The sequence below is a fragment of the Amycolatopsis sp. NPDC102522 genome (assembly GCF_055584485.1).
In genome coordinates this window covers 352227-364076 of record NZ_JBVJLY010000007.1, presented here as the reverse complement: position 1 = coordinate 364076, position 11850 = coordinate 352227, and the positions used below count along the sequence as shown (strand labels likewise).

The window sequence follows — 11850 nt, the reverse complement described above, 5'->3', positions numbered from 1 at the left end:
TTTTGGGGGCCTTTCTAGTTTTTTGGGGGGGCCGGGGCCGCGGCGGTTGGGGGGGGGGGGGGGGGGGTGTTGTGTTCGGCCCATCAACACCCAAAAAACCCCCCCACGACCCAAGTGAGGGGCGCGGCCTGGAGCCACGTCCGGAACCCCGCGGTCAGTAGGAGGTGCCGCCGTCGGTCCAGTCGGTCTGGGCGAAGTCCTCGTCGTCGACGGGAGCGCGACGCGGCTTCGGCGCCGGGGCCGGTTCCGGGGGTGCGGCGACTGGCTGCTCGGCTTCGGTGGCTTCGAGCGCTTGGGGCTCGGGTGTGCCGTTCGGCCACACGCAGGGTGAGGTCGCGCCGACATAGAACTTGCCGAGATCGTTCGCCTTGATCGACATGTCGAAGGCGTCGCCGGTGTTGCGCGCGAAGACGTACTGATCCGTCGGCCGGGAGTCGGTGAGCACCTTGAACGCGTGCGATTCCCACCATTGGATGACAGCCGTGAAATTCTCGGCGAAGTGGGCCGGGTCCAAGCCGGTGATCTCGTAGGTCGCGGAGATCTCGAACCGGCCCTGCGGGCCTTTGTCGGTCGGGTCCGTGCACTCCGAACGGTTGCGGGTGAACGGCTTCAGTTCGGCTGCGGCGGGCAGCGCCGACAGCGCACCCTGGATGTACTGCTCGACCTTGTCGCGAGCCTGCCGTTCGGTGATCGTCGCTTTCATGTCGTCTCCAGATGAGCAGGCCGCCGAGAGCATCAGCAGGACGAGGATCGAGGGAAGTGCCCGGCGATTCACGTCGTCGGTTTCCCGGCGATGATCTGGCCGAGATTGTTCAGCGACGGGTTGTTGTCTTCCCAGTATTCGCTGTGCGCTTCGGTGCTGTACCCGCCCCACCCGTCCGTGCCCGGCGCCGACGTGAACACCTGCCCGCCGAAGTCCTTGTCGGTCGGGTCCTGGCCGAGGATCGGGTCGTAGCCGGCGATCTCGACATTGGCCAGGTTGATCACGTCGTGTTCGGCCACGGTCGAGTGCACATGCTTGCCGGTCTCGCCCGGATCCACCCCGTCGAGGTGCAACTGGCTCACGTCGTGCGCGCCGACGCCGGGGCTCGCCACGAAGACGAGTTCGTCCGCGGCGAGACCGCCGTCGCGGGCCGCGTGGCCGACGACGGTGGTGCCGTAGCTGTGGCCCATCACCGTGTTGTGCGAAGGCGGTCCTTGGTGTGTTTCCCGCAGCCCGTCTTGGAATCCGGCGAGCGCGGCCTTCCCGCCGTCGGCGTACTTGTCGTTCGCGGCGTCGGTGATCTCGTTCGGCGCGTCGTAGCCGAGCCAGGTGATCACGGCGGTCGACGGGGAGCCCGAGGTCGTCGCCGCGGCCCACATCTTGTCGGAACGGTTGAGATCGCCGCCGATCTTCGACAGTTCCGAACCTGTCCCCGGCACGTACGTCGCGACATTCGCCGCCGTGTCGGGATTCCCCGCGGAAACGATCGCCTTCCCGTCGCCGCCGGTGTCCAGCCCCAGCAGGAACGCCTGGGGTTCCGTGCGTTCGAGCCGGTCGCGGATGGCTTCCAGGCCCTTGAGCTTGGGATCACCTTGCAGCCGTGCGATCTCGCGGGCGAGGACGGCGCGGTTGGCGGCGTCGCGATCGGTCGCCGGGATGCCGTCGAGGTTGCCGACGAGCCCTGGGTTTCCTTGCAGCAGAGCGACTTTCGCCGTGTCCGACAGGCTGGCCCACCAGGCCTTGTTGTCGCTGGGGGAGCCGTTCTCCGGCGGGCCGATGATCGACAGGCCGCTTTGCGCGGCTCCGGCGTCCGCGGCCTGGGCGAGGGTGCCGCCACCTTGTTCGGTGATCTCGCCGCGGAGGGCCCGACGCATGATGGCGGCGAAATCGGCGTCGACGTCGGTCGCGCGGCGCAGGATCTGTTCGACCCGGTCGGCGAGTTCCGCTGTCACACGCGGCTGGTCGGGCAGGACGGGGCCGGATAGCCGGATATCACCCCCGGCGCTGATGAGAAGGCCGTGCCGCGAAGCGAGTTCGTCGGTCTCGCGCACGAACGCGACGATCCGGTCCAGCGCGATCTGCACCTCGTGCGCGCCCCGCCGGACAGCGGACGCCTCGGCGACGAGCTGTTCCAAGGTGGAGGTCAGCGATCCGCCCCGCGTCGAGGCGGCGGTGGCGGCGTCGCCCGCCCAGCCCGTGAAGCGGGCCATGGCTTCGACGTCGTCGTTCGCGGCGATGATCCGGGAGCAGCCGTCGTTGAGCGCGTCGGCCACCCGGCCGATCGCGGCCGGATCCCACCGGCGCACGTCACCCCAGGTGAGCATCAGACCGGCGTCCCGGCGGCGCGCAGATCCCGCGACGCCTCCTGCTCGTTCGAGCGGTAGCGGACGGCCGCTTCGCCGAGCCGCTCGGCGTAGTCCGAGGTGTTCGCGGCCCAGCCCGGCACCGCGCGGCCCCAGGCGTCCGCGAGCAGCCGGGCCGCTTCGCCGGACACGCCACCCGGCAAACCCGCCGCGACGCCGGCGAGCGTGACCGCGAGGTCCACTTGCCCGACGTCGTCCGAAGCCCGTTTCGCCGCGCTTGACGCGGAGCCGATCGCTTCCAGGACCACCTCGTACCCGCCGGCCATCCCGCTTCCTCCCCGTGGAGTGACGCTGTGTGACCACTCTACGACGCGGGAGACGGCCGCGCGGTTCCCTTCACCCGTCCTTGAAAAGGCCGTCGGCGATATAGCGCGAGACGGTGGCGAGCCGCCGCCCCTGCAGCCGGAGCGCGTCCAGGGCGAGCTCGTCGGGTTCGGCGGATTTGCGCGAGACGAACGAGCCGCCGTACGGATTGCCCGATTCGAGCAACCGGGGGTCGGTGTAGCCGAGCGGCAGGACGATGGCGCCCCAGTGGTAGAAGATGTTGTTCGTCGCCAGCAGCGTCGCTTCGAGGCCGCCGTGCGCGGTGGACGCGGTGGTGAACGACGTCGCGACCTTGTTCGCCAGCTTTCCCTTGGCCCACAGGCCGCCAGTACTGTCCAAAAAGGACTTCAACTGGGCGGCGGGGCCACCGAAGCGGGTCGGGCTCCCGGCCGCGAAACCGTCGGCCCACTCCAGGTCTTCGAGCGTCGCCGTCTCGTGGTGCGGCCCCGCGTCCACCCACGCCTGCCAGCGCGGATTGCTCGCCACCGCACCGGGCGGGGCGGTTTCGGGAACCGTGCGGACGCGGACGTCGGCTTCGGCCTCACGCGCGCCGTCGGCCAGCGCCGACGCCAGTTTCGCGGTGTTGCCTGTCGCGCTGTAGTAGACGACGAGGATGCGGGTGCTCACGTCCGCCGACCCTAGGCGAGCGTGAGCACCCGTCTCAGAATCCGGGACTCAGTACTTCTTCCAGGGACTGACCGTGTCCGTCGGCCGCGTCGGGTCGTGGAACCGCGGCTTGTCCAGCTCGCCGCGGCGCAGCGGGACCATGCCGTCGGTGATCGCCTGCATGATCTTGGCGTGCGCGCGGACCCCGGCGCCCGGGCGCTCCGGCTCGACCTCCGACAGGTCCACCGGGTCGCCGAAGTGCACCTGGAACCGCGGCCGTCGCATGGGCGCGCTCAGCCCGGACTTGGCGAGCGGCAGCAGGTCGGCGGGCCCGTTGACGGTCTCCGTCCCCCAGTACACGGCCTCGTGCGCGCCCCACTGGCTGATCGGGATCACCGGCACCCCGGCCGCCAGCGCGAGCCGTGCGGCGCCGGTCTTGCCCCGCTCCGGCCACAGACCGGGATCGTGGCTGATCCGGCCCTCGGGATAGACGATCAGCGGGTCACGGGTGGTCCGGAGCGCTTCGGCCGCTTCGGCGAACTGGCCGATGGCCGTCGAAGACTCCTTGCGGTCGACCCGAAGGTGGCCGCTGACCCGCAGCGCGGGGCCGATGACCGGCGCGTCGAGGATGCCGCCCGCCAGCATGAACCGCGGGTTGATGCCGATCCGTTTACAGGCCGCCATCAGCACGAACGCGTCGAACACGCCGATGTGGTTGGCAGTCATGAGCAAGGGCTTCCGGCGCAGTTCCGCCGGCACACCGCCGGTCACGGTGAGTTTGCCGACGAAGTTGACCAGCCCCCGGTCGATGTTCAGCATCGTGCGCCAGATTGCCGGGGCGCGGCGAGCCGAATTTTCATCCTGATGCAGCGCGAACATGGGGCAGAGCATGTCATGAACCGCTTTTCACCCGGATGGCCGCTCAAGCTGTGACCTGAGACGAATGTTCCGCATGTGCTCCGAGTGGCAGCCGGGGCTGGAGGGTCGAGGCGGTTACCGTGGAGACATGGCTAGCGGGTCGACGACCAGGAAGCGGAGTACGGCGCGAAGCGGCGGCAGTAAGGGGCCGGCGCGAAAGCCGCGTACCCCGGCGAAGCCCAGGTCAACGGCTGCGAGGAAGCCCGCTCCACGGCGTCCGGCACCCCGGAAGAAGTCGTCCGGCACATTCTCCAAGGGCGTGCGCGGCACCTGGAACCTGCTCGCGAAGGGTCTCGGCACCCTGGCGCGGACGGTGGGCCGCGGCCGCGAACTCGAACCCGAACACCGCCGCGACGGTCTCGCGCTCGGTCTGATCGCGCTGGCGCTGGTGATCGCGTTCGGCGTCTGGTGGCGGGCCGCGGGCCCGATCGGCGGCTGGGTGGAGGTCGGCACCCGCTCGCTGCTGGGGGCGGGGGCGGTGACGTTGCCGCTGGTGCTCACCGTCGTCGCCGTCGCGCTGATGCGCTCGGAACCGGTGCCGGAGGCCCGGCCGCGGATGGTCATCGGCACCATCCTGGTCATCCTGGCCGTGCTCGGCATGCTCCACATCTTCACCGCGCTGCCCGAGACCAACGACGGGCGCATGTACGCCGGCGGGGTGATCGGCGCGTTCTCCGGCGGCCTGCTGACCATGGGCGTCACGACGTGGGTCGCCGTGCCGCTGCTGGTGCTGGCGCTGCTGTTCGGCACGCTCGTGTTCACCGGCACCCCGGTCCGCGAGATCCCGCACCGGCTGCGCAACTGGGGCCTCGACCCCGAAGAGATCGAAGAGGCCGAGGCCGAGCGCCAGGCCATCCACGACGAACGCAACGCCGTCACCGAAGCCGACCCGAAGGCGGTGCGCCTGCGGAAGCCGTCGCGGCGCCGTCAGGCCTCAGGCGACCAGGAGGGCGAGCAGCTCGACATCGAGGCCGCGCTGGCCGAAGCGCCGACGCCGCTGCGCCCGCCGAAGCCCGCACCGCAGAGTTCATCCAAAAACGCTGTCGAGGAGAAGAAGCCGAAGAAGGCCGAGGCGCCGCTGGCGGTCACCAGGACCGTCGAGGGCGACTACAAGCTGCCGTCGCCGGATCTGCTGAAGCTCGGCGACACGCCGAAGTCCCGCAGCAAGGCCAACGACGCCATGATCGAGGCGATCACCGGCGTGCTGGAGCAGTTCAACGTCGACGCGCAGGTCACCGGCTTCACGCGGGGCCCGACGGTCACCCGGTACGAGGTCGAACTCGGCCCCGGCGTGAAGGTCGAGAAGATCACCGCGCTGACCAAGAACATCGCCTACGCGGTGGCGACCGACAACGTCCGGCTGCTGGCGCCGATCCCCGGCAAGTCCGCGGTCGGCATCGAGGTGCCGAACTCCGACCGCGAGATGGTGCGCCTCGGCGACGTGCTGCGCGCGCCGTCCACGGTCAAGGACAACCACCCGATGGTCATCGGGCTCGGCAAGGACATCGAAGGTCATTTCGTCACCGCGAACCTGACGAAGATGCCGCACCTGCTGGTGGCGGGGTCCACCGGTTCCGGTAAATCGAGCTTCGTGAACTCGATGCTGGTGTCGCTGCTCGCGCGGGCGACGCCGGACGAGTGCCGGATGATCCTGATCGACCCGAAGATGGTCGAGCTGACCCCGTACGAGGGCATCCCGCACCTGATCACGCCCATCATCACCCAGCCGAAGAAGGCCGCCGCCGCGCTGGCCTGGCTGGTGGAGGAGATGGAACAGCGCTATCAGGACATGCAGGTCAACAAGGTCCGGCACATCGACGACTACAACAAGAAGGTGCGCTCGGGCGAGATCACCGCGCCGCCCGGCAGTGAACGCGTCTACGCGCCGTATCCGTACATCATGGCGATCGTCGACGAGCTCGCCGACCTGATGATGACCGCCCCGCGCGACGTCGAGGACGCGATCGTCCGGATCACCCAGAAGGCGCGTGCCGCCGGTATCCACCTGGTGCTGGCGACGCAGCGGCCGTCGGTCGACGTCGTGACCGGCCTGATCAAGACCAACGTTCCCTCGCGGCTGGCGTTCGCGACGTCTTCGCTCACCGACTCGCGGGTCATCCTCGACCAGCCGGGCGCGGAGAAGCTCATCGGTATGGGTGACGCCCTGTACCTGCCGATGGGCGCCGGGAAACCGGTCCGTATCCAGGGCGCCTTCGTCGGCGACGAAGAGATCGCCGCCGTGGTGAACTTCGCGAAGGAGCAGGCGCAGCCGGATTACCAGGACGGCGTCACCGCGGCGAAGGCGGGCGAGAAGAAGGAGATCGACTCCGACATCGGCGACGACCTCGACGTCCTGCTGCAGGCCGCCGAGCTGATCGTCACCTCGCAGTTCGGCTCGACGTCGATGCTGCAGCGGAAGCTGCGGGTCGGCTTCGCCAAGGCCGGGCGCCTGATGGACCTGCTGGAAAGCCGGGGGGTCGTCGGACCTTCGGAAGGTTCGAAAGCGCGGGACGTGCTGATCAAGCCGGAAGAGCTGGAGTCGGTGCTGTTCATGATCCGCGGTGGCGGGGACGCGAACGGTGGGGACGTTTCCGGCGACTGAACCCGGCCCTGGATGATGCTTCAGGCCGTTCTGTGCGGTTTACTGGTACGGAATGGCCTGAAACTTTGCCAGGGAGGTGGCCAGGATGCTGCGCAGCTTCCGGCTGGGCAACCATCGCTCGTTCCGTGACGAGCAGGAGCTGCTCCTGATGCCCGCCATGCCGGGGGACGACCGCCAGGCGGTTCCGGTGGCCGCGATCTACGGGGCGAACGCTTCCGGCAAGTCGAACCTGCTCGACGGGCTCGCGTTCATGTACGGACTCGTCGTGGCGCCGGAGTCGTGTGGTGTGGCCGACCGAGACGGCTTCCGGCTGGGTGGGCACGATGCGGAGCGGCCGTCGACTTTCGTGGTGGAACTCGTCGCGGAGGGAGTTCGCTACACCTACGGCTTCACGATCGACGACCGCACGGTCTCGGAAGAATGGCTGTACTCGTACCCGGAGAAGCGTCGGCGGGTGATCTTCGAACGGCGCCCTGAAGAGGTCAAGTTCGGCTCGACCACGACCGAACTGGCGAACAAGTTCACGGCATTGGAAGAGTTGATCCGGCCGAACGTCCTCTTGCTGAGCTTCGGTTCCACTCTGGACCTGGGGCCTCTGATGCCCGTTTTCCGCTGGTTCGAGTCAGCGTTGCGGATCACGCAGTCCGACGGTTTCTGGTCCTCGGACGGCCTCGCCGATCGAGTCGGCGAGTATCTCCAGCGCGATCCGCGCAACGCCCGGCGACTGGTGACGCTGTTGTCGGCCGCCGATGTCGGGATAACCGACGTTTCCGCCGAACTGATCTCCGCGGACGTCCGTTCGGAGTTCCGGCTGCGCCGGGCAAGGCCCATCCCGCATCCGTCCCGGCCTCCGCGGGGCATGCGGTGGCGGCTGCGGTTCCAGCACCATGATTCCCGAACGCCGTTCGAACTGAGCGACGAGTCCGCGGGCACGCGTAACTGGCTCGAACTCGTCCCGACCGTCCTGGACGTCCTCGACGGAGGTCAGGTGCTCCTGGTCGACGAGATCGACTCGAGCCTGCATCCGATGCTGACCGCGAAGCTCGTCGGTCTCTTCCGGTCCGAAGAGACCAATCCCAACGGCGCTCAGCTGATCTTCACCACCCACGACACGAGCCTTTTGGGCACCATGCTCGGCGACGACGTGCTGGATCGTGACCAGATCTGGTTCGTCGACAAGAACGCCGAAGGCGCCAGCGAGTTGTACCCGCTCACCGACTTCAAACCGCGCAAGGACCAGAACACCGAACGGCGCTATCTCGCCGGTGGTTACGGGGCCGTTCCGGTGCTGGGCGACTTCGCCGAGGCAGTGCTGGCCAGATGACCCGCCGGGAGAACAGCGGCCGAAGGCGGCCGGCGTTTCGGGAACAGCGAACGTCGATCCTCGTCGTCTGCGGTGCCGAGGCCACGGAGCCCGCGTACTTCGAAGGACTCAAACGGGCTCGTCGGAATCCGGCCGTGACGATCAAGATCAAGGCGAAACGTGGCGACCCGGCCGCGGTGGTGAAGTACGCGGCGGGGATGCGCGACCGCGCCGAGGGAACGCACGATGACGTGTGGTGCGTGGTCGACGTGGACGAGTTCGACCTCGACAAGGCGGTGGCGACCGCTCGCGAACTCCGCGTCGACCTGGCGATCTCGAATCCCTGTTTCGAGTTCTGGTTGCTGCTGCGTTTCGAGGCCTGCGCGGCGCCGTTGACATGTTACGGCGACGTGGTGAAACGCCTGGTCAAGCACGTGCCGGGGTACAGCAAGACAGGCTTGCGTTTCACCGACTACGAGAGCGGGGTCGGGGCCGCGGTCGAGCGGGCACGAAGGCAGAACCGCGAGCCGGGGGCGGAGCACGGCCGTAACCCGTCCACCGGCGTCTGGGCCCTGGTCGAAAAGATCACCTGAAACCCGATGCAACGGACCGGAGCCTCCGTTACGTCCAGACTCCGTGGACCCCAAGAAGCTGCTCGTCGTCCTCTGCGCTCTGGTCGGCCTCGCCTGCGGAGCGGGCAGCTCCGCCGCGCGCGAAGAACCCACGGCGACCCTGCCCACTTCGGTCCAGCCCGCGCCGGCGCAGCAGCCGGTCCCCAAGCCTCAAGAAACGCCCCAGAGCACCGTCGAGCTGGGGGAGACCGTCGTCCTCAAGGCCGGTGACACGACCGAGGTCGCGTCGAAGGACGTCAGTATCCGCTTCGCCCGCCTGGTATCCGATTCCCGCTGCGCGGAGGGCATGGTCTGCGTCTGGGAAGGGGAGGCCGTGGTCGAGCTGACCTTGGCCGAACCAGGGCGCGGTGAGCGGACGTCGGCGGAAGTCGCCTCCACCGCACGTGGCGGCAGGCAGTCCGTCGAGTTCGCCGCCTGCCGGGTGGACCTGGTCGCCGTGAGTTCGGGGGGCGACCAGGTCACCCTGCGGGTGTCCAAGGCCTAAAGCGCGTTGCCCCAGCCGTCGAGATACGCGACTTCCGGCAGCGGCACGCGCGACGCGGGTTTGAAGTCCGGCACCGTCGTGTAGGCGACCGGCAGCAGCCCGACCTGCGTGACGTCCGCCGGGATGCCGAGGATCTCGGCCGCCTCCGCCTCGTGGGTCAGGTGATACGTCGTGAGCGTCGAGCCGAGGCCCCGCGACCGCAGCGCCAGCTGGAAGTTCCACACCGCCGGGAAGATCCCGCCGTAGAACGCGGCGTCGGTCGCGTTGTCGCCGCTCGGCCTGCCGGTCAGGCACGGGATGACGTACACCGGCACCCGGTCGATCACGTCGATCAGGTGCTGTCCCGAAGCGAAAGCCCGCGCCACGGAAGGCTGGTTGATCGCCTCACCCAGCGCGGCCGCGTTCGTCTCCAGGTACGCCTTCCCGACCCGGCGGAACAGCTCGGCCAGCCGGTCCTTCACACCTTGGTCACGGACGACGAGCCAGCGCCACGACTGCGCGTTGCCCGGCGTCGGCGCCTGCAGCGCGAGCCGCAGGCACTCGTCGAGCACCTCCGGCTCGACAGGCCGGTCCAGGTCGAGTTTGCGCCGGACCGACCGTGTCGTGCTGAGCAGGTGGTCGGTGACCGAGGTGTCCATGTCCCGCCTTTCAGTGCCGCGCCGCCAGGAAGCGGTCGATCAGCTCGCTGATCGGTTCGACGTCCTCCTCCAGCGCGAAATGCCCGGTGTCGAAGAAGTGAACCTCCGCCGAGGGGACATCATTCCGGAAGGCTTCGGCTCCCGCCGGGACGAAGAACCGGTCGTTGCGGCCCCAGACGGCGAGCACCGGCGGCTGCGTCTCCCGAAGCCACGCCTGGAACTTCGGGTACACCGGCGGATTGTTCCGGTAGTCCCACAGGAGGTCCTGCATCGCCTCCGTCCGGCCGGGACGGTCGAGGAAGTACCGGTCCAGCAGGTAGTTCGACGGATCGATGGTCTCCGGATCGCGGGCGCCTTCGGTGTACTGCCACTTGATCTGGTCCAGCCCGAGGATCTCCGCGAACCCGCACCGCGCCTCGGTCTCGTCGGTCAGGGAAGCGAAGTCCGGCATCGCCGGGCCGAGGCCTTCGACGTAGGCGTTGCCGTTCTGGGTGATCAGCGCCGTGACCTCGGACGGCCGCGAGACGGCCAGCCGCAGGCCCGCCGGGGCACCGAAATCGAAGACGTAGAGCGCGTATCGGCGCAGCTCCAGCGCCTCGACGAAGTCGCCGAGCACCTCGGCGAGCCGGTCGAAGGTGAACGTGAACCCCTCGGGGGTCACGGTCTCGCCGAAGCCCGGCAGATCCGGAGCGATGAGCCGCCATCTTCCGGCGAGCCGCCGCATCAGCCGCGTGAACTGGTGCGACGACGTCGGGAAGCCGTGCAGCAGGAGCAGGACGGGCGCGTCGGGATCGCCGGCCTCGCGGTAGAAGACGTCGACGTCGCCGAGCTGGACCGAACGGTGCCGGATGGTCGCCATGAACACTCCCTAATGGTTTGAACTGTTTCTAACCATTAGTACCTGATAGTGTCAAGTCATGCTCGATCTCGACTCGCTTCCCGGTGACGATCTCGCGGTGAACCTCGCCGACACCGTCCTGCTGGCCGTCTCGCCGTCGATCGACCTGCTCGACGACGGTCACGACAGGTTCTGGTCGGCGCAGGCGTCCCGGCTGCCCGAAGGCGCCCTCCCTCCGTCGCCCGAGCGGACGAGGCGGCTGCGGTCCGCGGTGCGTGAGGTGCTGGAAGCGCTGGTGGCCACCCGGGAGCCCGAGGCGTGGGCGGTCGAGCGGGTCAACGCGGCCGCGGCCGCCGTCCCGGTCAGCCCGCGGCTCACCGCGCGGGGAGCCGAGACGATCTGGCATGGCGAGGACGGCGGTGAGATCGCCCTCGCCGCGGTCGCGACGGCCGCGATCGAGCTCGTCTCGGGGCCGCGCGCGGAACGGCTCAGGCGCTGCGGCGCGCACGACTGCTCGATGCTGTTCGTGGCGGCCAACAGCAGGCGGGTCTGGTGCACGCCGTCGCTGTGCGGCAACCGCGTGCGGGTCGCCCGCCACGCGAAGAAGGCCTAAAGCTCCAGCAGCATCCGGCTGTTGCCCAAGGTGTTGGGCTTCACGTACGGCAGGTCCAGGAACTCCGCGACCCCCGGATCGGCCGAGCGCCGCATTTCCTCGTAGACCTCCTGCGACACCGGGGTCCCGTCGATCTCGACGAACCCGTGGCCGGCGAAGAAATGGGTCTCGAAGGTCAGCACGAACAGCCGCTTCAGGCCGATCTCGCGGGCGAAGTCGATCAGCTGCCCCACCAGCGCGTGCCCGATGCCACGCCCCCGGGAGGTCTTGTCGACCGCGATGGTGCGCAGCTCGGCGATGTCCTCCCACAGCACGTGGAGCGCGCCGCAGCCGAGCACGTCGTCACCGTCTTCGACCACCCAGAACTCCTGGACGTTCTCGTAGAGGGTGACGAGGTCCTTCTCCAGCAGCACCGTCCCCGCGTCGGAGTCGACCAGCGCCTTGATCTTGCGGACGTCCGCGATCCGCGCCCGGCGGACGGTGGGGCGGCGGTGAAGGAGAGGGTCTGACGGCACGTCCACCATTAAGCCATCCCGGGGGCCGCGG

General features: G+C 68.8%; 13 protein-coding genes. 5 read left to right on the top strand and 8 right to left on the bottom strand.

Annotated features, from left to right (window positions below; translation table 11 throughout):
• Positions 1-154: 154 nt before the first annotated feature.
• From ACZ6YV_RS20110 to ACZ6YV_RS20090, 5 genes are all read right to left on the bottom strand, one after another.
• Positions 155-703 carry a hypothetical protein gene (locus ACZ6YV_RS20110; RefSeq protein ID WP_465511016.1) on the bottom strand — a complete coding sequence of 183 codons (549 nt, stop codon included), beginning with the start codon at positions 701-703 and terminating at the stop codon, positions 155-157.
• Between the two features lie 68 nt (positions 704-771).
• Positions 772-2307, bottom strand: coding sequence for an alpha/beta hydrolase (locus ACZ6YV_RS20105; RefSeq protein WP_465511015.1), 1536 nt, complete (start codon positions 2305-2307; stop codon positions 772-774).
• Positions 2307-2612, bottom strand: coding sequence for a hypothetical protein (locus ACZ6YV_RS20100; protein ID WP_378247678.1), 306 nt, complete (start codon positions 2610-2612; stop codon positions 2307-2309). Before ACZ6YV_RS20100 ends, ACZ6YV_RS20105 begins: the two co-directional genes overlap by 1 nt.
• A gap of 70 nt (positions 2613-2682) precedes the next feature.
• Complete coding sequence (gene wrbA, locus ACZ6YV_RS20095; protein ID WP_465511014.1) at positions 2683-3297, bottom strand: NAD(P)H:quinone oxidoreductase; 615 nt, start codon at positions 3295-3297, stop codon at positions 2683-2685.
• A gap of 48 nt (positions 3298-3345) precedes the next feature.
• Positions 3346-4155 (bottom strand): lysophospholipid acyltransferase family protein, encoded by an 810-nt coding sequence (locus ACZ6YV_RS20090; protein ID WP_465511013.1) that lies wholly within the window; start codon positions 4153-4155, stop codon positions 3346-3348.
• Positions 4156-4453: 298 nt separating this feature from the next.
• On the opposite strand from ACZ6YV_RS20090, the gene ACZ6YV_RS20085 reads away from it, so the two are divergent.
• The 4 genes from ACZ6YV_RS20085 (at position 4454) to ACZ6YV_RS20070 (ending at position 9215) form a co-directional block, all read left to right on the top strand.
• On the top strand, positions 4454-6796 hold the full coding sequence (locus tag ACZ6YV_RS20085) for an FtsK/SpoIIIE family DNA translocase (RefSeq protein ID WP_465511012.1): 2343 nt from the start codon (positions 4454-4456) through the stop codon (positions 6794-6796).
• An 85-nt stretch (positions 6797-6881) separates the two neighbouring features.
• Positions 6882-8120 (top strand): AAA family ATPase, encoded by a 1239-nt coding sequence (locus ACZ6YV_RS20080; protein ID WP_465511011.1) that lies wholly within the window; start codon positions 6882-6884, stop codon positions 8118-8120.
• Positions 8117-8692: an RloB family protein gene (locus ACZ6YV_RS20075; RefSeq protein ID WP_465511010.1), complete on the top strand. Its 576-nt coding sequence runs from the start codon at positions 8117-8119 to the stop codon at positions 8690-8692. Before ACZ6YV_RS20080 ends, ACZ6YV_RS20075 begins: the two co-directional genes overlap by 4 nt.
• 43 nt (positions 8693-8735) lie before the next feature.
• The gene (locus ACZ6YV_RS20070; RefSeq protein ID WP_378237082.1) at positions 8736-9215 is read left to right on the top strand and encodes a hypothetical protein; all 480 of its coding nucleotides are present in this window, start codon (positions 8736-8738) and stop codon (positions 9213-9215) included.
• Here ACZ6YV_RS20070 and ACZ6YV_RS20065 read toward each other — a convergent pair.
• Both ACZ6YV_RS20065 and ACZ6YV_RS20060 read right to left on the bottom strand, forming a co-directional pair.
• Positions 9212-9853 (bottom strand): nitroreductase family protein, encoded by a 642-nt coding sequence (locus tag ACZ6YV_RS20065; RefSeq protein WP_465511009.1) that lies wholly within the window; start codon positions 9851-9853, stop codon positions 9212-9214. The genes ACZ6YV_RS20070 and ACZ6YV_RS20065 overlap by 4 nt on opposite strands.
• A gap of 10 nt (positions 9854-9863) precedes the next feature.
• Positions 9864-10712 carry an alpha/beta fold hydrolase gene (locus tag ACZ6YV_RS20060; protein WP_465511008.1) on the bottom strand — a complete coding sequence of 283 codons (849 nt, stop codon included), beginning with the start codon at positions 10710-10712 and terminating at the stop codon, positions 9864-9866.
• A gap of 58 nt (positions 10713-10770) precedes the next feature.
• Here ACZ6YV_RS20060 and ACZ6YV_RS20055 point away from each other — a divergent pair, with 58 nt between their 5' ends.
• Positions 10771-11304: an ABATE domain-containing protein gene (locus tag ACZ6YV_RS20055; protein WP_465511007.1), complete on the top strand. Its 534-nt coding sequence runs from the start codon at positions 10771-10773 to the stop codon at positions 11302-11304.
• Here the strand turns inward: ACZ6YV_RS20055 and ACZ6YV_RS20050 are convergent.
• Positions 11301-11828, bottom strand: a complete 528-nt coding sequence (locus ACZ6YV_RS20050; protein ID WP_465511006.1) for an amino-acid N-acetyltransferase — start codon at positions 11826-11828, stop codon at positions 11301-11303. The genes ACZ6YV_RS20055 and ACZ6YV_RS20050 overlap by 4 nt on opposite strands.
• Positions 11829-11850 lie beyond the last annotated feature (22 nt).

Bases quoted from the DNA above. Each gene is read 5' to 3' on its own strand.
- ACZ6YV_RS20110 (WP_465511016.1), bottom strand. From the start codon at position 703: ATGAAAGCGACGATCACCGAACGGCAGGCTCGCGACAAGGTCGAGCAG.
- ACZ6YV_RS20105 (WP_465511015.1), bottom strand. From the start codon at position 2,307: ATGCTCACCTGGGGTGACGTGCGCCGGTGGGATCCGGCCGCGATCGGC.
- ACZ6YV_RS20100 (WP_378247678.1), bottom strand. From the start codon at position 2,612: ATGGCCGGCGGGTACGAGGTGGTCCTGGAAGCGATCGGCTCCGCGTCA.
- ACZ6YV_RS20090 (WP_465511013.1), bottom strand. From the start codon at position 4,155: ATGTTCGCGCTGCATCAGGATGAAAATTCGGCTCGCCGCGCCCCGGCA.
- ACZ6YV_RS20080 (WP_465511011.1), top strand. From the start codon at position 6,882: ATGCTGCGCAGCTTCCGGCTGGGCAACCATCGCTCGTTCCGTGACGAG.
- ACZ6YV_RS20075 (WP_465511010.1), top strand. From the start codon at position 8,117: ATGACCCGCCGGGAGAACAGCGGCCGAAGGCGGCCGGCGTTTCGGGAA.
- ACZ6YV_RS20065 (WP_465511009.1), bottom strand. From the start codon at position 9,853: ATGGACACCTCGGTCACCGACCACCTGCTCAGCACGACACGGTCGGTC.
- ACZ6YV_RS20060 (WP_465511008.1), bottom strand. From the start codon at position 10,712: ATGGCGACCATCCGGCACCGTTCGGTCCAGCTCGGCGACGTCGACGTC.
- ACZ6YV_RS20055 (WP_465511007.1), top strand. From the start codon at position 10,771: ATGCTCGATCTCGACTCGCTTCCCGGTGACGATCTCGCGGTGAACCTC.
- ACZ6YV_RS20050 (WP_465511006.1), bottom strand. From the start codon at position 11,828: ATGGTGGACGTGCCGTCAGACCCTCTCCTTCACCGCCGCCCCACCGTC.